This window comes from Aeromonas sp. TECH754 (assembly GCF_056279295.1).
In genome coordinates this window covers 308,601-335,104 of sequence record NZ_JBWBRA010000001.1, presented here as the reverse complement: position 1 = coordinate 335,104, position 26,504 = coordinate 308,601, and the positions used below count along the sequence as shown (strand labels likewise).

Sequence of the window (26,504 nt, the reverse complement as noted above, 5' to 3'; positions counted from 1 at the left end):
GAATCTGGTTTATCAAATCATTCTTTAATAAGGAAGTTCCCATGTCCCGTGCCGATTTTCGACTCTCTCTGGTCGTGCCCGTTTATAACGAGGAAGAGAGCATTGACGCCTTCATCAGCGCGATAGATGACGAACTGGCCCCGCTCAAAGACCAGCTTGAAATCGTGTTCGTCAACGACGGCAGTCGCGACCGCACCCGCGAAGTGGTCGAGCAGGCCATCGCCCGCGATCCCCGTGTCACCCTGGTCAACCTCGCCCGCAACTTCGGCAAGGAGGCGGCCATGACCGCCGGCCTGCATCACGCCAAGGGCGATGCCATAGTGCCGATGGACGTGGATCTGCAAGATCCCCCCGCCCTCATCCTGGAATTCGTCAAGCTGTGGCAGACCGGTGACTACGACACCGTCTACGGCATCCGGGTCGATCGCAGTGCCGACACCCCGATGAAACGCCTGACCGCCGGTGGCTTCTATCGCTTCTTCAACGCGCTCTCCACCAGCACCAAGCTGCCGGAGAACGCCGGTGACTTCCGTCTGATCGACCGCAAGGTGGTCGAGGCGATCAAGCAGTTGCCGGAACGCAACCGCTTCATGAAAGGCCTGTTCGCCTGGGCGGGCTTCCGCGCCGTCGGCGTACCCTACGAGCGTCCCGCCCGTCATGCCGGTGAGACCAAGTTCAACTACTGGAAACTGTGGAACTTCGCCCTCGACGGTCTGCTCAGCTTCTCCAGCTGGCCGCTGCGGGTGTGGAGCTACGTAGGGGTCGGCGTCTCCCTCATCGCCTTCCTCTATATCCTCAAGATCATCACCCAGGTGGTGTTCTTCGGCATCGACGTGCCCGGTTACGCCTCGCTGATGTCGGTGATGCTGTTCCTCGGCGGCATCCAGCTGCTCTCTCTTGGCATCATCGGCGAATACATAGGCCGCATGTTCGTCGAGGTGAAGCAACGCCCGGTCTACCTCATCGAAGGGGTCTATGGCCAATATGCCCAACCGGCGGCAGACAAGGCACAAGAAGCCGACAAGCAGGAGCCGACGCCTCAATGATCTCCCGTGAGGAATTCTGGCGTCTGGTTCGCTTCGGTTTCGTCGGCGGGGGAGCGACCCTCGTCGACCTTGGCACCTCGTTCGCGCTGTTTCGCAATTGGCCCACCATCTCGGAACACCTGGTCACCACCCTGGCCTTCGCGGTGGCGTTCTGGTTCTCCTTCTTTGGTCATCGTTACATCACCTTCCAGAAGCAGGGAGCGGCCGGCAAGTTCCTGCTGGTGGCGCTCTTCTCGCTGGCGGTGCGTAACCTGCTGTTGAGCGGCCTGCTGTTTGCGGGCCTTTCCGGCTTGCTGCCCGTGGTGATCGCCACCCTGACGGTGACCGTGCTCACCTATATCCTCTCTCGCGTCTGGGTATTTGCCTGATGAATGACATGACTATGCCGACTCCCGCCACCGCGGGTCCCTATCGTCCTTCTTTACGGATCAGCGGTCGCGACTGGCTGATGATCATCGCCGCCTTCGTGCTGAGCCGGGCCGCCCTCTACGGCATGGGCTACTTTGGCGTCCAGCTCTACGGCACCACCGACATAGGCCCCCTGCAGGCTTACTGCCAGTTCGACTGCGTCTGGTTCCAGCGCATCATCGAGAACGGCTATGACCTCTATCCGCGCTGGCTCAGCAAGGGCAACGCGGCAAACTGGGCCTTTATGCCGCTCTACCCGATGATCTCGGGGGCACTCTCCAGCCTGCTCAACATCGAGAGCCTGATCGGCCTGATGCTGGTGGCCAACATCGCCTTCTTCCTCAGCCTGCCGCTGATGCTGCTGGTGCTGCGCCAGCTCAAGCTGGGGGATGACAGCGCCCGCTTCGGGGTCTGGTTGCTGGCCTTCTCCCCCTTCTCCGCCTACTTCGTGTCCGGCTACACCGAGCCCATGTTCATGGCGCTGATGCTGGGCATGTTCCTGTTCGCCTATCGGGAACAGTGGTTGATGGTGGCCCTGTTCGGCGTCTTCATCTCGGGTACTCGCAACCTGGGGGTGATGATGGTGTTCCCGGTGCTGATCCTGGCATTGCAGGCCTATGGCTGGCGCGAGTTCTTCCGCTTCACCGAGCGGGCCTTCAAGGTGGTGTTCACCCTCTGGGTCATCCCGTTCGGCCTGTTCGCCTACATGGTCTATCTCTACCACCTGACCGGAGATGCCCTCGCCTTCAAGCACATCCAGGTCGCCTGGGGCCGCTACATGGACAGCCCGCTCGACTGGTGGCTGAGCGGTTTCGAGCTCGGCGGACGCAAAGCCTACCTCTCCATCATGGTGATCTTCGGCTGGTGTCTGAACGGCTATCTGTTCAGCCAGAAGCGCTGGGCCGAGGCGACCCTGATGTTCATCTGCACCACCATACCGCTGATGACGGGGCTCAATGCAATGCCGCGCTACATGTTCGGCCTCTACCCGACCCTCCTGGCCATCGTCCTGCTGGCCCATCGCTGGCCTGCCATCCGCCCGGCCATCTTGTGTGTCAGCGGCATGGTTGCCTCCTTCATCGCGGTGGCCTTCGTCAACTTCAAGTTCTTTACCGTCTGACGAACCCCTCAGCTAACAATGCCGGTCAATCGACCGGCATTTTTTATGGGCTCGTCCAGAGACCAGTACGGCAGGCATCACACTTTGCCTCCCTTGAAAACGTAACCATTTGAACTGACCTCACAAATCGGGATTTTGCCGATCCATCTCCCCTCGCCATGCCCCCTAGAATGAGTGCCTTAACGGAACCCGGATTGCTCACCCTCTGCTCAAGGAATGGCTTATGCGCCCCTCTGTTCGCCTCGATCGCCGCCGCTCACCCCTGTGGCTCGCCCTGCTTGCCTCGCCACTGTTTGCCGGCCAGGCCCTGGCCGCACCGACGGTGCACCTCTACGTGGATGGCAAGCCGGTGGCAGAGGCATTGGTGCTGGACAAGGGCACCGTCAGCCTGACCCACAAGCTTGACAAGGGCAGCCACCAGATCCGCATCGGCGACGCCGCCAACAGCTGCGGCACCAGCTTCGGCCCGAGCGAGGCCAAGCCGTTGCCGTTCGGCACGGCCCAGCCCATGGACAAGTGCGCCAAGGATCAGAGCTTCACCCTGAGAGTGATGCTGGCGGGGGACTATGAGTTCACCTTCAACCCGGATACCCCCAGCCTCAAGGTCTTGCGGGCGACCAAGAAGAGCGAGTTCAAACGCCAGCCCCCCGAGGAGCCCTGCATCGCCTGGGATGGCGGCCCGGTCACCGTTTCGCTCAAAGGGGTCTGGCCGGATGGCACAAAACTGCGGGATGCCTACTCAAAACAGGAGGCTGTGGTCAAGGAGGGCAAGCTGACGCTGACCCCATCGAAAGAGAGTGGCGGCCTGCTGCTGCTCGAGCCCGTAGCGGCGCCCCAGCCCGAGCCCTTCAGCTGGGATCAGGCCAGCGTCTATTTCCTCTTGACCGACCGCTTCCACAACGGCGATCCCACCAACGATCACAGCTTCGGCCGCCAGAAGGATGGTCAGGACGAGGTCGCCACCTGGCACGGCGGCGACTTCAAGGGCTTGACCGAGAAGCTCGACTACATCAAGTCTCTCGGCATGAATGCCATCTGGATCACCCCCATGGTGGAGCAGGTGCACGGCTTCATCGGCGGCGGTGGGCAGGGCAACTTCCCCTTCTACGCCTACCACGGCTACTGGGCGCTGGACTTCACCAAGATTGACCCCAACTACGGCGACGAGGAGAGTCTCAAGACGCTGGTGGACGAGGCCCACAAACGCGGCATGCGCATCATACTCGACGTGGTAATGAATCACGCCGGTTACGCCACCCTGGCCGACTTGCAGGATCTGGGGCTGGAAGATCTGGCCCGGAACACGGGTAAATTACCGAGCCGCTGGAACGATTGGCGCCCGAGCGGTGGCCTCAACTGGCATGGTTACAACCAGTTCATCGACTACCAGTCCTCGAACTGGAACAAGTGGTGGGGCCCTGACTGGGTACGGGCCGGGCTGCCCGGCTATCCGCAACCCGGCACCGACGACGTGACCGGCTCGGTGGCCGGGCTGCCGGACTTCCTGACTGAGTCCGGCAAGCCGGTAGGCTTGCCCCCCCTGCTCGCCCACAAGGGCGATACCCGGGCCAAGCCGCTGCCCAATGCCAGCGTGAGCGACTACCTCATCGCCTGGCACACCGACTGGGTGCGACGCTTTGGCATCGATGGCTTCCGGGCCGATACCGTCAAGCACCTGGAGCCAGCGGTCTGGGCCAAACTCAAGCAGGAAGGCACCGCTGCACTCAAGGAGTGGAAGACCGCCAACCCGGCCAAGGCCCTGGATGCGCTGCCGTTCTACATGGTGGGCGAGGTCTGGGATCACGGGGTCGCCAAGGATTTCTGGTATCAAAACGGCTTCGACTCGCTGATCAACTTCGACTATCAGCGTGAGTTCGCCCTGCCCCAGGCCCAGTGCATGGCCGGTGCCGAGCCGACCTATGCCAGCTACGCCAGCCGCATCAACCAGGATCCCGAGTTCAACGTGCTGAGCTACATCAGCTCCCACGACACCAAGCTGTTCTTCGGCGACTATCAGGATGTGCCGCTGCAACGCAGGGTGGCGAACAGCTTCATGCTGCTGCCGGGCGGCATCCAGCTCTACTACGGTGACGAGTCCGGTCGCGGCCTGGCCAAGGATGGGGGCGTGTTCGATCAAAGCGTGCGCAGCGACATGAACTGGCAGGAGCTGGCGAGCGGTGACAAGGCCGAGCTGGTCAAACACTGGCAGCGCCTCGGCCAGTTCAGGGCGGCCCACCCGGCGGTGGCGGCGGGCAGCCACCAGAAGCTCTCGGATGCCCCTTACAGCTTCGTGCGCGAGAAGGGGGCCGACAAGGTGGTGGTGGTCTTCGCCGGGCGGCAGAAGTGACCCGGCAACGAGCCTGACAAGAAGACAAAAAGGGGAGCCATCGGCTCCCCTTCATATTTCGCACCTCAGGCTGGCTGGCGGGCCTGTTCCGGCCACTGCAGCCGCGCCTTGACCAGAGTTTCCTGCCACAGGGGCCAGGCCAGCAGGGCCTGCTGATAAGCCCCGGCCTGACCGGGCAGCTGAATGCCGTAACTCGCCAACCGGTAGGCCATCACCGCGTAGAAGGCGTCGATGATCCCCGCCTCCTCGAAATAGAAGGATCCCTTCGCCTGGGCCCAGAGCGTCTGCAGGCGAGCCAGCTCGGTGATAGTCTCTACCGGCGGCTCATTCTGGGTCGGTGCCCCCAGGAAGAACGGCAGGCGGCTGCGGATCTGGCCATAGCCCGAATGCAGCTCGGCGCACAGGCTGCGGGCCAACGCCCGCTCTGCCTGATCGGCGGGATACAGTCGCCGCGTCGGGCACAGCTCATGCAGGTATTCGGCGATGGCCAGGGAGTCGTGAATGCGCAGATCCCCATGATCCAGCCAGGGCACCAGCCCGGTCGGCGAGACCCGTTTCAGCCGTGCCAGCGCCTTGGCGTCTTCCAGATCGAACACCTGCTCCTGCCACATCAGCCCGCTCAGGCCGAGCACCAGCGCCGCCCGCATCGCCCAGGTGGAGCCGGTGCCCACCGTCAATACCAAGGATCCCATTTTTATGCCTCCTGCTTGGGTTGTTGATGACCCCGTATCGGCCCTGTTGGCACGACATCTCATGGTCGCCTCACATTTGCACACCTGCGGGTTTGACCCCTCAGGGGCGCGGTGCTAGTTTGATTTTTCAAAACAATCAGTTAGCAATAATGTGAGCAATGGATAGCCAATTTACCATCGTCATCGCAGATGACCACCCCCTGTTTCGGGGCGCCCTCTATCAAGCGGTGCACATGGCCATCGACGAGGCCCATCTGCTGGAAGCCGACTCCATCGACAGCCTGACCCGCCTGCTGGGAGAGCATCCCGAGGTGGATCTGCTGCTGCTCGATCTCAAGATGCCGGGGGCCAATGGCTTCGAAGGGCTCGCCTATCTGCGCGGTCAATACCCGGACTTGCCGATCGTCGTGGTCTCCGCCTCGGAAGATCCCGCCATCATTCAGCAGGTGCTGCGGCTCGGTGCGCTCGGCTTCATCCCCAAGTCCGTGCCCATGAAGGAGCTGGTCAGCGCCCTCAATACGGTGATCGGCGGGGATAACTGGATACCGGAGGGGATCTCCCTGCATCCCGAGTCCGAGGATGGCCCCGACTTTGCGAGCAAGCTGGCCAGCCTCACCCCCCAGCAGTACAAGGTGCTGATCATGCTGCGGGACGGCAGCCTCAACAAGCAGATCGCCTGGGAGCTCAACGTCTCCGAGGCCACCATCAAGGCCCACATCACCGCCATCTTCCGCAAACTCGGGGTCAAGAACCGCACCCAGGCCGTGATCGCACTGCAGCAGATGGGTATCAAAGACGATTGAGTCATTACGACCATCAACATCCACATCACCACGACCTTCCGCACACTCGGGGTCAAAAATCGCACCCAGGCCGTGATCGCACTGCAGCAGATGGGTATCAAAGACGATTGAGTCATTACGACCATCAACATCCACATCACCACGACCTTCCGCACACTCGGCGTCAAAAATCGCACCCAGGCCGTGATCGCACTGCAGCAGATGGGTATCAAAGACGATTGAGTCATTACGACCATCAACATCCACATCACCACGACCTTCCGCACACTCGGCGTCAAAAATCGCACCCAGGCCGTGATCGCGCTGCAGCAGATGGGCAGCCGAGCTTGATAAGCAGTCTCTCGGGCTGTTTGTTGCTCGACAAATAGTACGGTCGTACTTTATGCTGCTGACAACATCGAGGAGCGCGTGATGAGCAAGGGCCGGTTGACCCGCGAGAGTATTTTGCAGACGGCATTCGAGCAGGCCAGCCAGCAGGGGCTGGAGAGCCTGACCATAGGGTCGCTGGCCAGCGCCTGCGAGATGTCCAAGAGCGGCCTGTTTGCTCACTTCCAGTCCCGCGACAACTTGCAGATAGCCGTGCTGACCTACTCCGCCGAGGTGTTTCGTGAGCGGGTGATCCAGCCGGTGCGCCAGCAGCAGCACCAGAGCCAGCAAGGGAAGCTGCTCGCCCTGCTCCAGGCCTGGCTGGCCTGGAACCAGAGTTTCGCCGGCCGTTGCATGTTCCTCGACGCCTGGACCTCGGCCCAGGAGGGGGAAGTGCAGCAGGCAGCCCGCCGGCTGGTGCGCTTCTGGCTCGACTACCTGGCCCGTCAGGTGGTGCAGGGCCAGGCCCGGGGTGAGTGGCGCAGCGATCTCGATCCCTGGCGCGCCGTCTACCGGCTCTATGGCCTCTATCTGGGAGATCAGGTGTTCAACGCGCTGGACTTGTGTCAGGATCCGGCCCGCCACTTCTGGCCCGAGGTGGAAAATCTGCTGATGAGCTGGCACTAGCTTTTAAAAACGCGATAAAAAGCACGACCGTTCGCACATAAAAACGACAGGATGACCATGAGCAGCAAGATCTACTTCAACACCCGCCGCTTCAGCCCGAGCAAATTGTTGCTGGGGCTTGGCACCCGTTTGCACCACGCGCTGGCCCCCGCCCACGCCAGGCGCACCGCCAGCAAGTTGCTACTGACCCCGCAGCGGCCCGGCCGCGATGCCGCCGCCCCTGCGGGGGTGGTACAGCAAGCGGTGCACACCAGCGAAGGGAACCTGATGAGCTACCGGCTCGGTCAGGGGCCGGTCTGGCTGCTGATGCACGGCTGGTCCGGCAGCGCCAGCCAGTTCTACCCGCTGATGGCGCATATCGCCGCCCAGGGCTTCACGGCGCTGGCCTACGATCATCCCGCCCACGGCCAGAGCGAGGGCCACACCGGGCACCTGCCCCGTTTCGTGCGCGCCTTCGATGAGCTGCTCGAGCGCTTCGGCCCCATCGAGGGCGTCATCACCCACAGCATGGGGGGCGCCGTCACCCTCGCCAGCCATCATCCCGCCCTCGACAAGCTGCCGCTGCTGCTCATCTCGCCGGTGCTCGACTACGTGCCCCAGCTCTACGGCATGGTGGCGCGCTCCGGCTATTCCATCCGGCTGTTCGATGCGGTGGTCAAAGAGATCGAGCACGAATACCAGCATCCTCTCAGCACGGTGGATCCCCTCGGTCGACTCGCGGATCGCGCAGGGCTGGCGCTCATCGTCCACGACGAGGAAGACAGATTCGCCCCCCATCAGGACTCCCTGCGCGCGGCCCAGGATGGCCGCACCCGGCTGGTGAGCACCCGTGGCCTCGGCCACGGTCGCATCCTCGCCAGCCCGCCGGTGTTCGCCGCCTTCGATCAGTTGATCCAGCCGGCCTGATCACGCCCCGCGGCCGCCATAAAAAATGATGTGTCGACCCATTTTTATATTTGATACAGCGCCTTATAGTTAAATTGCGCGGTGGCAACCCGCCCTTGCAATCACAATAAGGCGCTTCATCATGGCCGACCTCCTTTGATCAGCCGTGGCGCTATCACAATAAGGACAGCATCATGGCCAGACCCAGTACAGCTCTCCTGTTGACCGGTGGTGGTGCTCGCGCCGCCTATCAGGTCGGTGTCCTCAAGGCAGTGGCCGAGCTCTATCCCCGCAATCTCGGCATCCCCTTCCCCATACTGTGCGGTACCTCGGCTGGGGCGCTCAACATCACAGCGCTGGCCTGCTACGCCTCCTGCTTTCATCTGGGGGTACGCAAACTGGAGTGGGTCTGGCGCCGCTTCGAGACCCACCACATCTTCGACTTCCACCCCTGCCAGTTGCTGTGGCGCACCCTCTATCAGGGCTCGGCCGGCCTCATCAGCCCGGACAGCAACCGCGCCTTCCACCTGTTCGACAACGCCCCATTGCGCCGCCTGCTGGATCAGCTCATCGACTATCACCGCATCGATGACAACATCCTCTACGGCAGCCTGGAGGCCATCGCCATCACCGCCTCCGACTATGACGACGGTCTCTCCACCACCTTCTTCCAGGGCCGGGCCGAGCACCAGCCCTGGGAGCGGGCGCGGCGGCGCGGCCTGCGCACCCTGCTCACCTCGGATCACCTGCTGGCCTCCGCGGCGCTGCCCTTCGTCTTCCCGGCCACCCGCATCGGCGAGCGCTTCTACGGGGATGGGTCCATCCACCAGCTGAGCCCCCTGAGCCCCGCCATTCACCTGGGGGCGGAGCGGATCCTGCTGGTAACTCTGGACTCGCCCCCCCAGGGAGGCCTGCCTCCCCGTCAGGGGCACCTGACCAGCTCCAACATCGCCGGCCACCTGCTCAACACCGTCTTCTCCGACACCCTCAACTCGGATCTGGAACGGCTAGGTCGCATCAACCAGACCCTGTCGCTCATCCCCGAGCGGGAGCGCAATCGCTTGAAGCTGCGCCAGGTGGAGACCTGCGTGATAAGGCCCAGCCAGGATCTGGATCTCATCGCCCTCGACTACCTGCACAAGTTGCCGACCCAGCTGCGCCGACTGCTGCGGGTGCTGGGAGTGAACGGCCGCGAGAGCAGCAGCCTGGCGAGCTTCCTGATGTTTCATCCGGGTTACTGCCAGCAGTTGATCAAACTGGGTTATCAGGATGCGCTGAACGAGCGTCAGCGCATTGAGAACTTTCTGGACATCGCCGAGCGGGTGCGCGAGGAGGCTTGAAGGCGGGGGGCGCCTAGTGCCCCTCCAGCAGCCGCTGCTCGGCCTGCTCCATCGCCACCGCATTGCCAAACAGCACCAGCCTGTCGCCTGCGACCAGCCTCAGTTCGGGTCTGGGCTCCAGACTCTTGTCCCCACGCTGTATCGCCTTGATCCGCACCCCGCCGAGGGGCAGGGCCAGCTCCCGCACCGGACGCCCCACCGCCCAGGCCTGATCGTGCAACAGCACGGGGTGCAGGCGCTCGAGCTGTTGATCCGTCTCCAGATTGCTGGCGCTCTGATCCCCCCAGTAGAAACCGTGCAGGAAGCGGTATTGACTGCTGCGCTCGTGCTCCATGCGCCGGATCACCCGGCCGATGGGAATGTCGCAGTTGAGCAGCAGGTGGGACACCAGCATCAGGGCCCCCTCCTGGGATTCCGGGATCACCTCGAAAGCCCCGGCCTGCTTGTAGCGCTCGAGGAAGCTGTCATCCCGGGTGCGCACCAACACCTTGACCCCGCTCGCCAACTCCCGGACCAGCATCAGCATGGCATCGACCCGCTTGGGATCGTCGAAGGTGATGATCACCAGCCGTGCCCGCATCAGGCCGGCCGCCAGCAGGATGTCGCGCCGGCTGGCGTCGCCGAACGCCACCTGCTCCCCCGCCAGCTTGGCCTCGCTCACCCGCTCGGGATCCAGATCCAGCGCGAGGAAGGGCAGCTCCTCGAGTTTGAGGAAGCGGGCACAGGTCTGCCCGGTGCGCCCGAAGCCGGCGATGATGACATGCTGATGCTTGCTCAGGCCCGACTGGGCGACTTCGGAGCGAGAGAGCAGCGCCGTGTCGGTGAGGGAATGGGCGAGCCACTGCGCCTGCTGCACCAGCCAGGGGGTCAGGGCGATGGAGGTGACCCCGATACCGATGAGCAAGGAGACCTGCTGCTGGCTGAGCAGGCCGTGGTGACTCGCCAGCGCCAGCAGCACGAAGCCGAACTCGCCGACCTGGCTCAGCATGATGCCGGCCGCCATGGCATCGCGCTTGCGCTCCCCCATCAGCCGACCCGCCAGCAACACCAGCAAGGACTTGAACAGGATGAGCCCGAGCACGCAGGCGATGACCTGCCACCAGAAGCGCGCCACCAACTGCCAGTCCATGGTCATCCCGATGGTGATGAAGAAGAGCCCCATCAGCACATCCCGAAACGGCTTGATGTCCACCTCCAGCTGATGGCGATAGTGGGACTCCCCCAGCATCATGCCGGCCAGGAAGGCCCCGAGCGCCATGGAGAGCCCCATCCATTGAGTGAGAGACGCGGCGAGCAGGGCCACCAGCAGGGCGCTGAGCACGAACAGCTCGTCGGAGCGTGCCCGCGCCACCTCGTGAAACACCATGGGTAGCAGCCATTTTCCCACGGCGAGCAAGGCGGACAGGGCGATCAGCCCCTTGAGGGAGGCCCAGGCGATCTCCGCCAGCAGGGCGCTGCCCTGCACCTCGGGCCGGGCCAGGATGGGGATCATCACCAGCAGCGGCACCACCGCCAGATCCTGGAACAGCAAGATGCTCACCCCGAGCTGGGCACGCCGGGTGTGCATCTGCTTCAGTTCGCCAAGCTGCTTGATCACCACGGCGGTGGAGGAGAGTGCCAGGGTGCCCGCCACCACCAGCGCCTGGGGCAAACTCAGCCCCCACCACCAGGCGAGCCCGAAAAACAACGAGGTGGTGAGCAACACCTGCAGGCCGCCGACCCCCAGCACCAGCTTGCGCATGGAGAGTAGCCGTGGCAGCGAAAACTCGAGGCCGAGGGAGAACATCAGGAAAACGATGCCCAGCTCCCCTATGGTCTGCATCATGGCCTGGCCGGTGACGATGGCCACCCCGTGGGGGCCGAGCAGCATGCCGGTAAACAGGTAGGCGAGGATCACCGGCTGACCGAGACGCCGGAAGATCGCCACCAACAGGACGGCGGCAAGCAGCAGGATCAACACATCTGCATACACTTTTCCCTCCCTTCTCTCTACCGATGCAACACCCAGCGACATAACACGCTGCCACCCACCGTCACCTGGCACCATGTCCCCCTATCAAGCGCTCGATACCTCTCCACCTCTTTCTTCTCAAGCCGAATGCTTCGAGCTGAAATGGAGGCACTAGCCCCCTCCGGCGGGATCACCGAGAGGAAAAAACCGGACGCCATGGCCCCTTTTTCCTCTCTTTTTATTTCATTAAGCCTAGTTAGCCTCTTGTTTCTCATCGCGCATATTTTGGGCACAAGGATTGCAGGCAAAGCGCCAATGAGTGGAGAGGTCGAAGGGCTGCAACGTGGAAAACACATCGTCATTGAATGGCTTCGGGCATGGCATAGAGCAGTGGGTCCAGCAGATGGAGCGGCTCTCGCCGCTGGCCGGCCAGGATCGCAACCTGTTGCTCGAGCAGTTGCTGGCACAACGGGATCTTGGCGCACTGCTGGCAATCTTTGCCGAGCGGGCGGCAAGCATTGTCCGGATCCAGACCCTCTATTTTGACGCCGACCAGCCCCATGCCCTCATCTCTCATCCTCCCCAGGCCAGGCAGGTGCTGCACAGCTACAGCTTCGAGCTGCGCGGCCAGCACGATCTGCGGCTCGGCCAGCTGCAATACGAGCTGGAGCAACCCATGAGCTGCAGCCAGCAGCGGATCCTGCAGCAGTATCACCAGGTGCTTTGTCTGCCGCTGCCACTCTATCTGCGTCTGGACGGGCTGGAACAGCAGGTACGGCTCGATCACCTGACCGGGCTCGGCAATCGCTCCTATTTCGACGAGGCCATCGGCCGCGCGGTCGAGCAGCACTGCCGGGAGTCTCATGGCTTGGTGCTGGTGTTGCTGGATCTCGACAGATTCAAGCAGGTGAACGACACCTGGGGTCATCCGGTGGGGGATCTGGTGCTCAGCCGCTTCGCCCAGCTGCTCACGAGCTGCATCCGCAGCACGGATCAGGCGTTTCGCCTCGGGGGCGACGAGTTTGCTCTGCTGTTGCAACCGGCCGAGCCCGAGGCCTGGCGCCCGGTCTGGCTACGGCTGCAACATGTGCTGCACAGCCACAAGGAGCTCAGTGCCTTCGCGGTAGGCTGCAGTCTGGGGGCCGCCAGCTGGCACTCAGGGCTGGATGTGCAGAGCCTGTACGAGTCGGCGGATGCCCATCTCTACTCTCGCAAGAAGGCCGGGCTGATCGACTGACAGCGGATACCCTTCTCACGCCCGCAAGAAGGTGGGCGTCGTGAAGGCGTTGTTCACAGATTGTCGGGGATGATGGCGCGCTGCCAATGCCAGTCGATCCCTCCCTTCGGCGCCAGAAAACCGTCACAGATGAAGAGCCCCGCCACCGCCGCCACCTGCTCGCCGTAATAGAGGATGGGGATGCGACCCCGCTGCCAGGAGGGAACCCCGTATTCTTGCAGCAACTTCTTCAGCCGCCGGCTGCCACTACGCCCCACCGGCTTGAGCATGCTGCCCGCCGCCACCCCGAAGCGCACCGTGAGCGGCTCGTCCCCGCGCGGCAGCCGCAGCCCTTCCCCGGTCGAGTGCGACAGCAGGCTGACCAACCCCAGCTCGTCCGGCAATGGGATGGTTTCACCGATCCGGATCGGCAGCACCTCCTGACGCGGCGCGAGATCAGGCCGCACCAGATGGAGTCGCCCCTGAAAACGGCGGCAGTCTTGCGTCTTCAGGCTCAGGCAGGGATTGGCATCCTCCCGGGCCAGCGCCACCTCCTGCCATAGCAGGCCGAGCTGCTCCCGTGACGGCATCTCCTCCCCCTGCAGACGGATCCAGTGGCGCAGCAGGTTGTTGCGCCGGATCGGCGACAGGGCCAGCAGCGGCGCTATGTGCAGCGCCTCCCCCTCCCCGGCACTCTGCCAGTCGGCTTCGGCCAGCTCGGTGATCAACGCCTCCTGCTCGGCGCACAGCGCCATGCTGCGCGCCGCGGTCTGGGCCATGGCGGGCCAGCGCGCCTTGAGCCGGGGGATCAACTGCTGACGCAGGAAGTTGCGGTCGTACTCCAGATCCTGATTGCTCTCATCCTCCACCCAGCCATAGGGCAGCGTGGCGGCAAGCTCCGCCAGCTCGTCGCGGCTCACCTCGAGCAGCGGGCGCAGCAGGCGACCGCCAGCAAAGGGCTGGTTCGGCACTATCCCCGCCAGCCCCCGCAGCCCGGCACCGCGCTTGAGGGCCAGCAGCAGGGTCTCCAGCTGATCGTCCTGATGGTGGGCGGTGAGCAGCCACTCCCCCTCTCCCAGTCGGGCGGCGAGGCGCTGGTAGCGCACCTTGCGCGCCTGGGCCTCCAGGCTCTCGCCATTGCCGCGCACCAGTTGCACCCGCTCGACGATGAGCGGCACCGCCAGTTGCTGACACACCTCTTCGCAGTGACGCACCCAGTCATCGGCATGGGGGCTCAGGCCGTGGTGGACATGCAGGGCGCGCAGCGCCAGCCCTTGCTCGCGGGCAAACTGCGCCGCCAGCACCAGCAAGACGGTGGAGTCGAGCCCGCCACTGAAGGCCACCAGCATGCCATTGGAACCTTCCGGTGCTGGCAGAGTCTGACAAAAGCGAGAATACATACGAGAAATCATTGGCTTCCCCAACATGCTAGAGTCGATCCGGCAACCCGCGCCGACGCTCAAGTGCGTTCATCGCGGAAGTTGGGATCCCCACAGGAACTGGATTTTATACCAATGGCCGTCGATTCCGAGCAGCATATGATCCCGCTGCATCCCCGGATTGCTCCCGGGCAGGCCGCCGATGGCTCCGTCAGGCTTATCAAGCCCCGAGCCGGCTGCTAGAGTGAGGCTCCTCCCGGCATGCCAGGGAAACGGAATAACCCGAATTGGAACAAAGCAGAATGAACAATAAGAAGAGCATACTGGCTGGCCTCATCGGGCTGGCCCTGCTGATCGGTTGCAGTCAGGCACCGGACAACGGCAGCAAGCACTCCGGCCTCGCGCTGGCCAACATGGATACCCGGGTCAAACCCGGTGACGACTTCTTCCGCTACGTGAACGGCCACTGGCTCGGCACCGCCAAGATCCCGGACGACAGGCCCGCCGATGGCGCCTTCTACATGTTGCGGGACAAATCCCTGGCCGACGTGCGCGTGCTGGTGGAAGGGTTGGACGGCAAGTCGGCAGCTCAGGGCTCCCCGGCCCAGCAGATCCACGATCTCTACCGAAGCTATCTGGATCAGGGGACCCGGGATGCCAGAGGCACGGCTCCGCTGCTGCCCCTGCTCGGCGAGATCGACCAGATCCGCGACAAGAGTGCCTTGGCCAGGGCCTTTGCCCAGGCCGGCCGCAGCGGTGGCGATGCGCCCTTCGGTTTCTGGATAGGCGCCGACGCCAAGGCACCGGACAGCTATGCGGTCTACCTCTACCAATCCGGGCTCGGCCTGCCGGATCGGGACTATTACCTCAAGACAGATGCGGCCAGCGAGGCACTGCGCCAGAAATACGAGCAGCACATCGCCGCCATGCTGAGCCGCTTCGAGGAGGCGGATGCCAAGGCCAAGGCCAAGCGCATCCTGGCCCTCGAGACCCGGATCGCCCAGATCCAGTGGGACAACGTGGCCCTGCGGGATCGGGAGAAGAACTACAACAAGGGGCCGGTGAGCGAGCTCAAGCGCCTCGCCCCCGGCATCGACTGGAGCAGCTACCTGAGCCAGGCCGGTCTCACCGACCAGAGCAGTCTGGTCATCGGCCAGCCGAGCTATCTGGCGGCCCTGGATGGCCTGATGCGGCAGACTCCGATCGGGGACTGGCAGGCTTACCTCAAGTGGCACCTCATCACCGACTACGCCCCCTATCTCGACAGCCAGACCGATGCCCAGAACTTCGCGTTCTACGGCACCACCCTGAGCGGTACCCCCAAGCAGCGCGCCTCTTGGGAGCGCGCCCTCGGCGTGCTGGACAACAACCTGGGTGAAGCGATCGGCCAGCTCTATGTGGAGCGCTACTTCCCGCCAGAGGCCAAGGCCCGCATGGAGCAGCTGGTGGAGAACCTGCGCACCGCCTACGGCCAGAGCATCGAGGAGCTGGACTGGATGTCGCCGGCCACCAAGGCCCAGGCACTGGCGAAACTGGCCAAGTTCAGACCCAAGATCGGCTACCCGGACAAGTGGAAGGATTACAGCGCCATCGAGATCCGCGCCGATGATCTGATGGGCAACCTGCAGCGGGCGCGCGCCTTCGAATACGCCGACAACCTGGCACGCCTCGGCAAGCCGGTGGACAGGGATGAGTGGCACATGTCGCCGCAGACGGTGAACGCCTACTACAACCCGAGCAACAACGAGATCGTGTTCCCGGCCGCCATCTTGCAGCCGCCCTTCTTCGACATGACGGCGGATGATGCGGTCAACTACGGCGCCATCGGCGGCGTGATCGGCCACGAGATGGGCCACGGCTTCGATGATCAGGGTGCCAAGTCGGACGGTGACGGCCTGATGCGCGACTGGTGGACACCGCAGGATCTCAAGGAGTTCCGCACCCGTACCAGCCGGCTGGTGGCCCAGTACAACCGCTTCGAACCCATCAAGGGCCAGTACGTCAACGGCCAGTTCACCCTGGGGGAGAACATCGGCGATCTCGGCGGCCTCACCATCGCCCACAAGGCCTACCTGCTGTCCCTCGATGGCAAGGAGGCACCGGTGCTTGACGGCTTCACCGGTGAGCAGCGCTTCTTCCTCGGCTGGGCCCAGGTGTGGAAGGGCATGTACCGACCCGAGCTGATGCAGATGCTGCTCTCCTCGGATCCCCACTCCCCACCCGAGTATCGGGTCAACGGCGTGGTACCGAACATCCCCGCCTTCTACGAGGCGTTCAACATCCAGCCGGGTGACAAGCTCTATCTGGACCCGGCCAAGCGAGTCAAGATATGGTAACGAGGCGCTCGACATGGCACCGGTCGGCAGAGGCTGTCGGTAGCCGTGTCGAGCGCCGGTATACGGCGGGGATCTTATCCCCGCCATCAACAGCAGCAACAAGGGTCACATCCATGAAAGCCTTATTTATTACTCTCGGTCTGCTCAGCCTGCCCCTGACCACCCAGGCGGCGGACGGTTTCTTCAAACAGCTGACGCTGCCCTCCGGCCAGGTGATCACCGTCAGCCAGGGGCACGGCGAGCCCGCCTCCACCGGCAGCTACGACGTGCGCCTCTACTCAGGAGCCAACCCGCAATTTCCACTGGATCAGTTCATCGATGGCAAGGTGCTGCCGCGGGATGGCAGCATCAGGGAGCTGAAGCTGCAGGATCTCAACGGTGACAAGCAGCCCGAGCTCATCGTCATCGTCGAGAACGCCGGCAGCGGCAGTTACCAGAGCGCCGACGCCTTCACCATCAATCCACAGGAGGGGCTCGACAGCTTCAATCACGTGGAGGGGCTGGCCCCCACCGACGATGTGATCCAGGCGCTCAAGACCCCACGCGACTGAGCCCCACCCGATGAAAAGAGCCCCGCCCTGCGGGGCTCTTGTTTTGCCACGACCTCGATTAACGCTCCTGCCTACCGCTATCGGGTCTCATTTCAGTCCGACCTACCCCCATTCCCCGATAGACGGTCATTTTTTCTGCGCCTATAATCGCCGCACATTGCCATAACGAAACACAAGGAGGTAAAAAATGGTTATCCAAGCGTGTCCGATGTTCTCGGCCCGCCTGTTCGGCACATTCGAGTGCTCTTGCCTGCACACCATCGCGCTGCGATAGCGGGTTCGAGCAAAGCCGACTCCTTTCAAACCGAGACCTTTCTCGACCGTTGTCGCCAGCGCTCCTGATGACAGGGATCTTCGATCCCGTGATTTAAGAGAGCAAGAGCATGACGACCCTGATGAGTACCCATTCCCTGCAGATGACTGCGGGACACCTTCCCTTATTCGACGGCCTCGATCTCAGTATCCAGAGCGGCGATCGCATCGGCCTCATCGGCGCCAATGGCAGTGGCAAAAGCACCCTGCTCGCTCTGCTGGCTGGCCAGATCCCGCCCCAAGACGGACGTATACACAGAGCCGCCCCCTGCCGCTGCGAGTTCGTGTCCCAGCATCTGCCCACGCAGTTGCAGACACTCAGTACCCGCGACGTGCTGGCAGAGACCCTGGCATTCGACCCCAGCCTCGACTGGCAGGTGGACAAGATGCTGACCGAGCTGCAGCTAACCGAGCAGGCAGAGCTTCCGGTGGCAGCACTCAGCGGTGGCCAGCACAGCCGCCTGCAGATAGGACGCGCCCTGCTGCGCCAACCCAATCTGTTGCTGCTCGATGAGCCAAGCAACCACCTGGATCTCCCCGCCCTGCTCTGGTTGGAGCGCTTCCTGCTGGGCTGGCGCGGCGCCCTGGTGCTGGTATCCCACGACGCCCGCCTGCTCGATCGGGTGACCAGCGACACCCTGATCCTGCGGGACCGGCGGCTCTATCGCTTCGCCCTGCCCTGCAGCCAGGCCAGGCTGGCACTGGCCGAGGAGGACGACAATGCCCGTCTGCGCCGGGCCGACGAGCAAAAAGAGATCGATCGCCTGAGCGCCAGCAGCAAGCGCCTCGCCATCTGGGGGCGGGAGCACGACAACGAGAAACTGGTGCGCCAGGCCAAGTCCATGGAGAAACGGATCGTCAAGTTGCAGCAGGAGCAAAGTCAGGTCGGTGCCGGCGCCCCCTGGCGGCTCGAGCTGCACGGGCTGGGGCTGCCCGCCGACGCCCTGCTGCGACTGGATTCGCTCCCCGTGCGGCCAGCCCCCGGACTGCCGCCCTTGCTGCAAGCCGAAGGGCTCTCGCTACGCTCGGGGGACAGGGTCGCCTTGCTCGGCGCCAACGGCACGGGCAAGTCCTCCCTGCTGCGCCAGTGCTGGCGCGAGCTATGCGAACAAGTGCCACCCGAGGGCTGGTATCACCACCCCGGCGCCAGCATCGCCTACTACGATCAGGCCCTGCAGCAGCTCGACGATGGCGCCAGCCTGACCGATGCCCTTTACACCCTTGCGCCTCTGCCTGCGGTGACCCTGCGCCAGTCCTTGATCCGCGCGGGTTTCGCCTACTCCCGGCACGGCCAGCGGGTGCAGGCCTTGAGTGGCGGCGAGCGGGCCAGGCTGCTGTTCCTCGCCCTCTCCTTGGCGAACCATCACCTGCTTTGGCTCGATGAACCCACCAACCACCTGGATCTGGAGGGCAAGGAGGAACTGGCCGAGGCCCTGCTCCAGTTTGCCGGTGGCGTGCTGCTGGTCTCCCACGACAGGGATCTGATCGAGCGCAGCTGCAACCGCTTCTGGCTGATAAAAGATGGGCGGATCCACGAGGCGCACAGCGCCGAGCGAGCCTATGCCGAACTGCTCGGCACGCAAGAAGAGGACAAGGTTAGCGATTCGCCCGACGCGGCCGCCGAGCAGCCGAGCGAGACCGGGGATGACGAAGAGGCGCAGCTGGCGCGCTGGTATGAGCTGGAGGCCTTGCTCGCCGCCGATCTCGCCCGCAGGCCCAGGCACCAGACCCCAAGGCTGCAACAGGCATGGCGCGACGAATTGCACCAGCTCACCGCGCATCTTGGCCTCAACGAACGCTGAGCCAGCCTCTTCCATCCCATCCACTCAAGGGCGGCCAGCAATGGCCGCCGGGAGACACATATGCCACCACCATTCCCCCTCAGGCTGAGCCCCATTAAGGACGGCGACCTTCCCCACATCTATCGCGGCCTGTCGGATCCCGATGTCATCCATCAGCTACGACAGCCTGGCAGCGTGCCAGGCCCAGATGGATTGGTATGCCGAGATGGCCCGAACGGGCAGAGGCGCCTGGTTTCTGATCTGCAGCCGGGATACCGATGAGCCGGTGGGAGCCATCGGCTACAACGATGCCGACCCGCAGCACAAGTGCGCCGAGCTCGGCTACTGGCTCTATCCCGAGTATTGGGGCAAGGGGATCATGGGCGACGCATTGCAACAGGCGCTGGCCTTGATCTACCGCGCGACCGACCTGCATCGGCTATGGGCCGTGGTCGAGGAGCCCAATACCCGCTCGGCGCGCCTGCTCGAGCGGGCCGGCTTTCGCTATGAAAGCACGGCGCGGGAGTGCGAAATCAAAGGAAACTGCTTCATCTCCCTGCGCCATTACGCCCTGCTGCGCAGCGACCTACCAAGCATCCCGTAATCACCAAAAAGCCCCGCACTGCGGGGCTTTTGCTATCGAGTCACCAGCCGAACTTATTTGAGGGCTGAGAGGGTACCCTCATCATGCAAGCGCCGACGACGACGCACCCGGCGCCACACAGAGAAGAGGCCATAACCCGCGCTCAGCAGCACCGCATAGAGCACCTGGGAGGCGAGTGCCACCAGCACGGCGAGACAGAGCAGCACGCTGAGCCCCGCCAATCCCTTGCCCATGCCGCCGAGCAAGCGCCAGCCCGCCGCCATGCAGAGCAGATAGACCAGCACGAAGTTGCCATTGGCATAGCGAATGAGCTCATCGAGCGGCAGCTTGAGCCAGAGGATCAGGGTGATGGAAATGAGACAAATGACAAGCACCCAGCACAGGGCCGCCAGCGGCGCCCCCCGGGCCGAGAGGCGGGAGAGGGAGACCGGCAATTTGCCCTCCCGCGCCATGCTCCAGATCAGCCGCGCAAAGCCCTGCAGGTAGATGTTGATGCTGGCAAAACAGGAGAGATAACCCAGGATCGCCACCAGCCACTTGGCGGTCGGCCCGAACAGCAGCGAGAGCAGGGCCGGGATGGCGGTAGCATTTTTCGCCTCGTCCCCGTAGAGGCCATATTTCAGCACCACCAGCGAGTGGATCCAGTAGATGAGCCCCGCCAGCAGCACGCCGCCGAGCAGTGCCAAGGGATAATCCCGCTCCGGCCGCTTGAACTCCTCCCCCATGTGGGCGAAGGCTTCCAGCCCCACGAAGCACCAGAACATCACCGCCAGCGCCGTGCCCATGGCGGGCCACTGCGCCTCGGTCGGCAGCGGCTGGGCCGCATCGCGCCAACCGAGATCCCCCTTGAACCAGATGAGCAGGGTCAGCCCCAGGATGGCCAGGGCGATCAGCAGTTGCAGGTTGCCCGAGGAACGCGCCCCGCGCAGGCCGAGCAGGAAGACCCCGAGCAGGGTCAGCAGCTGGATGCCCCACAGGGTCCACTCGCCCATGTCGAACAGGGCGTGCCAGAAACCGGCGGCGATGGTGAGGGCAGCGGGCAGCCCCACCGGCAACACCGCCAGGAACAGGAAGGCGGAGAAACGCTCGGCGCCATTGCCAAAGGCGAGGCCGATGAGGTGCGGCGCGCCGCCGGCATGAGGGTAGCGACGACCGAGGCGGGCGAAGGTGAAGGCGATGGGCAGCACCAGCACGATCAGCAATACCCAGGCCCAGAGCGAGGCGCCCCCCGCCAGCGACGCCGCGGTCGCCGGTACCACAAAGATCCCGGTACCGAGCAAGGAGGTGGCGAGCAGTCCCATCCCCTGCCAGAGCCCGAGCTCCTTTTTCAACGCAGACATATTCCTTTTGTCCCGACTCAAAAAAACATCCCGCCATGTTAGGCCGCCATCACGCACTTGTTAAGGGCTATCGTGCTCCCATAAAAAAAGCCGCCTCTTTCGAGGCGGCTTTCTCACAAGGTCTTGCTTTGTTATCAGGCAATCAGCTTGTAGATGATACCGGACATGGCGATCAGGCCAATCAGGGTCACGAAGCCGTTACTGATGTTGCCAGCGTATTTGCGCATGGCAGGCACCTTGGTGATGGCGTACATCGGCATCAGGAACAGCAGCATCGCGATGATGGGGCCGCCCAGGTCTTCGATCATGCCGAGGATGCTCGGGTTGATGGTGGCGATGGCCCAGGTGGTCAGGATCATGAACACCGCAGTCACTTTGTTGAGCTGCTTGATCTCGACCTTCTTGCCCTTCTCACGCAGCGCTTTGGCCATCAGGCCGTTCATGCCCTCTTGTGCACCCAGGTAGTGACCCAGGAAGGACTTGCTGATGGCGACCAGTGCGATGAGCGGAGCTACGGTGGCGATGACCGGGTTGTCGAAGTGGTTGGCCAGGTAGGACAGGATGGAGATGTTCTGCTCTTTGGCGGCAGCCAGATCGGCCGGGGACAGGCTCAGTACGCAGCTGAACACGAAGAACATCACTGTCATGACCATCATGACGTGGGCACCCAGCAGGATGTTGCTGCACTTCTTCTCGGCGTTCTCGCCGTAGCGACCCTTGTTGTCCACCGCGAAGGAGGAGATGATCGGGGAGTGGTTGAAGGAGAACACCATTACCGGGATCGCCAGCCACAGGGTCTTGATGAAATCACCGTTGAAGGCATCGGACAGGGCCGGCGCTTCGGTGATGATGGCACCGTTCCAATGGGGGATCAGGTAGAGCGCCAGACCCATCAGGGTGATGACGAACGGGAACACCATCACGCTCATCGCCTTGACGATGACCTGACCGCCGAGGCGAACGATCGCCATCAGACCCAGGATCAGTACCAGCGACAGGATGGCACGGGGCGGAGCAGACATGCCCAGCTGGTGCACCATCAAGCTCTCGACGGTGTTGGTGATGGCTACCGAGTACATCAGCAGAATGGGGTAGATGGCGAAGAAGTAGAGCAGGGTGATGAACTTGCCTGCGGTCTTGCCAAAGTGCTCTTCCACCACCTCGGTGATGTCGCCATCACGGGTGGAGCCGGACAGCACGAAGCGGGTCAGGCCGCGGTGGGCGAAGAAGGTCAGCGGCAGGGCCAGGACCAGCATGGCCACCAGCGGCCACAGACCACCGACACCGGCGTTGATCGGCAGGAAGAGGACACCGGCACCGATGGCGGTACCGTACAGGCCCAGCATCCAGACCAGATCGGCCTTGTTGATGCCACGGGAAGATGCATTACTGGCTAAGCTGCCTTCAACTGCAATATTCATGTCAGACATAGGGTTGTTCCTGTCATCAAGGAAAGTGGAATCTTACTAGTCGGGTGTGGGCCATGGGCCCGGTTCCATCTCCTTGGAACGCCTGCTCTTCGTCCTTTTAACTCTCACACCCCGGCAATCGGGCCATCACTCCTTGTGGCAACCAAATCGCAACAAACGTAGGCATGAGATCGTGATGCTGATGTGTGCCGCCTGCAATGATTAACAATCTCGCAACAACCACCTCATTCGATGGGCTGACTCTAATTAAAAGGGGCTATTAATCACAGCGTTTTTTTGAATTAATCAACCAAAGTTTGACTCCAGTCGCCTTTCAACCGCGCAAGATCACATTGCAGGCGCCTGTTTGTTAGTTTTTTTTAACAATTAAAATTTGTTTCACTGGATTCCATGGTCTGCGAGCAACAACAATTTATTCACAATTTCCATTTTTGTGTGCTGATTGTGTCCTGCAGTGCCATGGCGTACCCTTGTTTTCCCCCTCCCAGTTGCTTAATGACCATGACCATCACCCGCACCGACCTCGCCGAACTTGCGGTATTCGCCGCCGTTGCCCGCCACCAGAGTTTCAGCAAGGCGGCGCTCGAACTCGGGGTCTCTGCCTCGGCTCTGAGTCACTCGCTGAAGGGGTTTGAGCGTCGTCTGGGGATCAGGTTGCTCAATCGCAGCACCAGAGCCGTGGTCCCGACCGATGCCGGCCAGCGGCTGCTGACACAATTGCTGCCGACCCTGAGCCAGCTGGAAGGGGCGTTAGAGGAGTTGACCCGTCACGGCGACGAGCCGGTCGGCCGCTTGAAGATCTGCGCGCCACGCGCCGCCATTCACGATCTGCTGGCCCCGGTGCTGATCGACTATCTGATCCGCTACCCGCGCATGCGGGTGGAAGTGGTGGAGCAGGAGCTGATGCCGCGCCTCATCGAGGATGGCTACGACGCCGCCCTCTTCTATGGCGACCTGTTGCCCAAGGAGATGATCGCCGTGCCGCTTGGCCCGCTGCATCGCTATCTGGTAGTGGGATCCCCTGATTATCTGGCACGCCGCGGCATACCCCACCATCCTTCAGAGCTTAGCCAGCATGATTGCATCGGTTATCGCCTCACCCCCCATCACCACTATCGCTGGGCCTTTGCCGCCGACGGTGAGCTGCTGGAGATCGAGGTGAGCGGGCCCCTCACCACCAGTACCCCGGCGCTCTATCTGGGGGCGGCCGAGGCGGGATTGGGGCTGGCCTATTGCTATGAGGAGGAGGTAACGGAAGCACTGGCGGCGGGTCGGCTGGTGACGGTGCTGGCTCCCTGGAGCCCCGTTTTTGCCGGCTTCAATCTCTTCTATCCCAGTCGTCACCAGCTCGGCAGCGGCCTGCGAGCCCTGATCGATATGTTGAAGGCTCACCATCGTCAGCCTTCATTGATGAGCAATACTCAGTAATCCATCAAGTAAAACCATAATTATCAATTAAAACATGACAATCTACACTGTGGCTTCGATCCCTGAACTCGGCGAGAAGCACAGATATGTCAGCCCATTTCATCCGACGCCAGCGGGCCATGACCCAGCGCTTCTGGGGCTATGCCCTCCCCTCCATCCTCGCCATGCTGGTCTCCGGCGCCTATTACCTGGTCGATGGCATCTTCGTCGGCCACTACGTGGGGGCCGCCGGTCTCGCCGGCATCAACCTGGTCTATCCCGTCATCATGGTGCTGATAGGCCTCGCCGCCATGCTCGCCATGGGGGCCGCCACCACCATCTCCCTCCTGCAGGGGGCCAGACAGCTCGAGCATGCCCGCCAGACGCTAGTCAATGCCCTCTGGCTGGTGCTGATCCTCGGCGCAATAGCGCCGCTGTTGCTGCACCACTGGCACGGCGACCTCCTGCTCGCGCTGGGAATAGCGCCGGGCTCGGCCATCTGGCAGCAGGCCAGCGACTACCTCAGCTGGATAGGTGGCGGTACCCTGCTGCTGGCCGCCAACCTGGCGGTGCCCTATCTGCTGCGCAATGACGGACGCCCCAGGCTGGCCATGATCCTGGTCAGCAGTGGCGCCGTGCTCAACATCCTCCTCAACTACATCATGGTCGGTCGGCTGGGGTTGGGACTGGTGGGCACCGCCCAGGCAACCCTCATCTCCGAGGCGGTCGTCAGCCTGATCGGGTTGGGTTACTTCTTCACCCCCTACGCCCGGCTGCGCCTCTCCCCGTCCATGCTGCTGCCCAGGATAGGGGGCATGCCCGGCCTGTTGTTCTGCGGCCTGCCGAGCCTCATCGCCCAGTTCAACCTGGGGCTGCTGCTGCTGCTGCACAACAGCCAGCTGATGGTGCACGGCTCGGTCAAGGATCTGGCCGGTTTCACCGTGGCGGGCTACACGGAGGCGGTGTTCGTGGTGATCCTGCAGGGTCTGGCCTTCGGCATTCAGCCTCTCATCGGCCAGGCGGCCGGGGCCGGACGCCATCGCGATCTGCGATTCCTGATGATGATGGGGCTCAAGATCACGGTGATCTACGGCATGGCGGTCTGGTTGCTGATCCAGTTGCTGCCGCAGCAGGTCGCCATGCTCTATACCGGCGTTCAGGATCCCGAGCTGCTGGCGGCGGCGGTGCGCAGCCTGACCCTCAACCTGGCCGCCATTCCGCTGGAAGGGGTGTTGCTGTTTGGCATAGTGCTGCTGCAATCCATGGCCCGTACCCGCCAGGCGCTGGCGCTCTCCCTTGGCAAGACCCTGCTGCTGCTGCCGATAATCCTCCTGCTGCCGCGCTGGTGGGGTCGTGACGGCGTACTGCTGGCCCAGCCCGTCAGCATACTGCTGCTGGCCCCGCCGCTGTGCTACCTGCTGTGGCGAGAGTGGCGCGCCCTGGCCCCGGCCAACCCGGTCAGGCGCACCAACCCCCTGTCCATCCAGCGCCACCAGGGGGTCGCGCAGGAATAAGGCCCAAGGCCCACTTGACGTATGCCCATCGAAAATTGCCCATAAAAAAAGTCCCCGCATGACGGGGACTTTTCTTGGCTCGCATTGCAGCGGGGATCAGCAGTAGCCGTAACCCAGCAGACGCTGGTAGCGCTGCTCCAGCAGTTGCTCGCTGTCCAGCGGTCGCAGGACATCCAGGTCTTGTTTGATGCGGTCCTTCAGGCGCTTGGCCATCAGCTCCAGGTTGCGGTGGGCGCCGCCGAGCGGCTCCTCGACGATGGCGTCGATGAGCTTGAGCTCCTTCAGACGCTGGGCGGTGATGCCCATGGCATCGGCCGCGACCGGCGCCTTGTCCGCGCTCTTCCACAGGATGGAAGCGCACCCTTCCGGCGAGATGACGGAGTAGGTGGAGTACTGCAGCATGTTGACGCGATCGCCGACACCGATGGCCAGGGCGCCGCCGGAGCCGCCTTCACCGATCACGGTACAGACCACCGGCACGGTCAGACCGGCCATGACTTTCAGGTTGCGGGCAATGGCCTCGGACTGGCCACGCTCCTCGGCACCCACGCCGGGATAGGCGCCCGGGGTGTCGATGAAGGTGATGATCGGCATCTTGAAGCGCTCGGCCATCTCCATCAGGCGCAAGGCCTTGCGGTACCCTTCCGGGCGCGGCATGCCGAAGTTGCGTCGGATCTTCTCTTTGGTCTCGCGACCCTTCTGCTGACCAATCACCATCACCGGTTCGCCGTCAAGACGGGCGATGCCGCCGACGATGGCTTTATCATCGGCGTAGGCCCGATCGCCAGCCAACTCGTCGAAGTCGGTGAAGATCTGCTCGATGTAATCGAGGGTGTAAGGGCGCTGGGGATGACGCGCCATCTGGGACACCTGCCAGGCACCCAGATCGCCGAAGATCTTCTTGGTCAGCTCTTCGTTTTTCTTCTCCAGCCGACGGATATCTTCGCTCAAGTCCACGGCACTGTTGTGCTCGCTCACATGGCGAAGTTCATCGATCTGTGCCTGCAATTCGGCGATCGGCTGTTCAAAATCCAGAAAAAGACTCATAG

The 26,504-nt window shown here is 63.0% G+C and carries 20 protein-coding genes and 2 pseudogenes; 16 read left to right on the top strand and 6 right to left on the bottom strand.

What is annotated here, in order from left to right; all coding sequences use genetic code 11:
* The first annotated feature begins 41 nt into the window (after positions 1-41).
* The 4 genes from ACZ9IL_RS01510 (at position 42) to ACZ9IL_RS01495 (ending at position 4,921) form a co-directional block, all read left to right on the top strand.
* Positions 42-1,046, top strand: coding sequence for a glycosyltransferase family 2 protein (locus ACZ9IL_RS01510; RefSeq protein WP_476001899.1), 1,005 nt, complete (start codon positions 42-44; stop codon positions 1,044-1,046).
* Positions 1,043-1,414, top strand: coding sequence for a GtrA family protein (locus tag ACZ9IL_RS01505; RefSeq protein WP_476001898.1), 372 nt, complete (start codon positions 1,043-1,045; stop codon positions 1,412-1,414). The genes ACZ9IL_RS01510 and ACZ9IL_RS01505 overlap by 4 nt, the downstream gene beginning before the upstream one ends.
* Positions 1,414-2,574, top strand: coding sequence for a hypothetical protein (locus ACZ9IL_RS01500; RefSeq protein ID WP_476001897.1), 1,161 nt, complete (start codon positions 1,414-1,416; stop codon positions 2,572-2,574). Before ACZ9IL_RS01505 ends, ACZ9IL_RS01500 begins: the two co-directional genes overlap by 1 nt.
* A 223-nt stretch (positions 2,575-2,797) precedes the next feature.
* A complete protein-coding gene (locus ACZ9IL_RS01495) occupies positions 2,798-4,921 on the top strand; it encodes an alpha-amylase (RefSeq protein ID WP_476001896.1) in 2,124 nt (707 codons plus the stop codon).
* A 65-nt stretch (positions 4,922-4,986) separates the two neighbouring features.
* Here the strand turns inward: ACZ9IL_RS01495 and ACZ9IL_RS01490 are convergent, their stop codons facing one another.
* Positions 4,987-5,613 carry a glutathione S-transferase N-terminal domain-containing protein gene (locus tag ACZ9IL_RS01490; RefSeq protein ID WP_476001895.1) on the bottom strand — a complete coding sequence of 209 codons (627 nt, stop codon included), beginning with the start codon at positions 5,611-5,613 and terminating at the stop codon, positions 4,987-4,989.
* Between the two features lie 158 nt (positions 5,614-5,771).
* Here ACZ9IL_RS01490 and ACZ9IL_RS01485 point away from each other — a divergent pair, with 158 nt between their 5' ends.
* The 5 genes and pseudogenes from ACZ9IL_RS01485 to ACZ9IL_RS01465 all read left to right on the top strand — a co-directional run bounded on the left by ACZ9IL_RS01485 (position 5,772) and on the right by ACZ9IL_RS01465 (position 9,634).
* Entirely contained in the window at positions 5,772-6,416 is a 645-nt protein-coding gene (locus ACZ9IL_RS01485) for a response regulator (protein ID WP_476001894.1), read from the top strand.
* A gap of 9 nt (positions 6,417-6,425) precedes the next feature.
* Positions 6,426-6,527, top strand: a pseudogene (locus ACZ9IL_RS01480) (DNA-binding response regulator); the annotation flags it as partial.
* 300 nt (positions 6,528-6,827) lie between these two features.
* Positions 6,828-7,409 (top strand): TetR/AcrR family transcriptional regulator, encoded by a 582-nt coding sequence (locus ACZ9IL_RS01475; RefSeq protein ID WP_476001893.1) that lies wholly within the window; start codon positions 6,828-6,830, stop codon positions 7,407-7,409.
* Between the two features lie 57 nt (positions 7,410-7,466).
* Positions 7,467-8,315, top strand: coding sequence for an alpha/beta hydrolase (locus ACZ9IL_RS01470; RefSeq protein ID WP_476001892.1), 849 nt, complete (start codon positions 7,467-7,469; stop codon positions 8,313-8,315).
* 173 nt (positions 8,316-8,488) lie between these two features.
* Positions 8,489-9,634: a patatin-like phospholipase family protein gene (locus tag ACZ9IL_RS01465; RefSeq protein ID WP_476001891.1), complete on the top strand. Its 1,146-nt coding sequence runs from the start codon at positions 8,489-8,491 to the stop codon at positions 9,632-9,634.
* Positions 9,635-9,647: 13 nt separating this feature from the next.
* Here ACZ9IL_RS01465 and ACZ9IL_RS01460 read toward each other — a convergent pair whose 3' ends face one another.
* Positions 9,648-11,606 (bottom strand): cation:proton antiporter domain-containing protein, encoded by a 1,959-nt coding sequence (locus tag ACZ9IL_RS01460; RefSeq protein WP_476001890.1) that lies wholly within the window; start codon positions 11,604-11,606, stop codon positions 9,648-9,650.
* Positions 11,607-11,928: 322 nt separating this feature from the next.
* Here ACZ9IL_RS01460 and ACZ9IL_RS01455 point away from each other — a divergent pair, with 322 nt between their 5' ends.
* Positions 11,929-12,822: a GGDEF domain-containing protein gene (locus ACZ9IL_RS01455; protein ID WP_476001889.1), complete on the top strand. Its 894-nt coding sequence runs from the start codon at positions 11,929-11,931 to the stop codon at positions 12,820-12,822.
* Positions 12,823-12,875: 53 nt separating this feature from the next.
* Here ACZ9IL_RS01455 and tilS read toward each other — a convergent pair whose 3' ends face one another.
* A complete protein-coding gene (tilS, locus tag ACZ9IL_RS01450) occupies positions 12,876-14,213 on the bottom strand; it encodes a tRNA lysidine(34) synthetase TilS (protein ID WP_476001888.1) in 1,338 nt (445 codons plus the stop codon).
* Between the two features lie 269 nt (positions 14,214-14,482).
* Here tilS and ACZ9IL_RS01445 point away from each other — a divergent pair, with 269 nt between their 5' ends.
* From ACZ9IL_RS01445 to ACZ9IL_RS01430, 4 genes and pseudogenes are all read left to right on the top strand, one after another.
* The gene (locus tag ACZ9IL_RS01445; protein ID WP_476001887.1) at positions 14,483-16,516 is read left to right on the top strand and encodes a M13 family metallopeptidase; all 2,034 of its coding nucleotides are present in this window, start codon (positions 14,483-14,485) and stop codon (positions 16,514-16,516) included.
* A gap of 113 nt (positions 16,517-16,629) precedes the next feature.
* On the top strand, positions 16,630-17,067 hold the full coding sequence (locus ACZ9IL_RS01440; RefSeq protein ID WP_476001886.1) for a PliI family lysozyme inhibitor of I-type lysozyme: 438 nt from the start codon (positions 16,630-16,632) through the stop codon (positions 17,065-17,067).
* Positions 17,068-17,450: 383 nt separating this feature from the next.
* Positions 17,451-19,181: an ABC-F family ATP-binding cassette domain-containing protein gene (locus tag ACZ9IL_RS01435; protein WP_476001885.1), complete on the top strand. Its 1,731-nt coding sequence runs from the start codon at positions 17,451-17,453 to the stop codon at positions 19,179-19,181.
* A gap of 60 nt (positions 19,182-19,241) precedes the next feature.
* Positions 19,242-19,764, top strand: a pseudogene (locus ACZ9IL_RS01430) (GNAT family N-acetyltransferase).
* Positions 19,765-19,817: 53 nt separating this feature from the next.
* Here the strand turns inward: ACZ9IL_RS01430 and yjeH are convergent.
* A complete protein-coding gene (gene yjeH / locus ACZ9IL_RS01425) occupies positions 19,818-21,104 on the bottom strand; it encodes an L-methionine/branched-chain amino acid transporter (protein WP_476001884.1) in 1,287 nt (428 codons plus the stop codon).
* A 134-nt stretch (positions 21,105-21,238) separates the two neighbouring features.
* Positions 21,239-22,534: an HAAAP family serine/threonine permease gene (locus ACZ9IL_RS01420; protein WP_476001883.1), complete on the bottom strand. Its 1,296-nt coding sequence runs from the start codon at positions 22,532-22,534 to the stop codon at positions 21,239-21,241.
* A gap of 501 nt (positions 22,535-23,035) precedes the next feature.
* Here ACZ9IL_RS01420 and ACZ9IL_RS01415 point away from each other — a divergent pair.
* On the top strand, positions 23,036-23,962 hold the full coding sequence (locus tag ACZ9IL_RS01415; protein ID WP_476005288.1) for a LysR family transcriptional regulator: 927 nt from the start codon (positions 23,036-23,038) through the stop codon (positions 23,960-23,962).
* Positions 23,963-24,048: 86 nt separating this feature from the next.
* Entirely contained in the window at positions 24,049-25,455 is a 1,407-nt protein-coding gene (locus ACZ9IL_RS01410; protein WP_476001882.1) for an MATE family efflux transporter, read from the top strand.
* Positions 25,456-25,551: 96 nt separating this feature from the next.
* Here the strand turns inward: ACZ9IL_RS01410 and accA are convergent, their stop codons facing one another.
* Positions 25,552-26,502, bottom strand: a complete 951-nt coding sequence (gene accA / locus ACZ9IL_RS01405; RefSeq protein ID WP_476001881.1) for an acetyl-CoA carboxylase carboxyl transferase subunit alpha — start codon at positions 26,500-26,502, stop codon at positions 25,552-25,554.
* Positions 26,503-26,504: the final 2 nt, after the last annotated feature.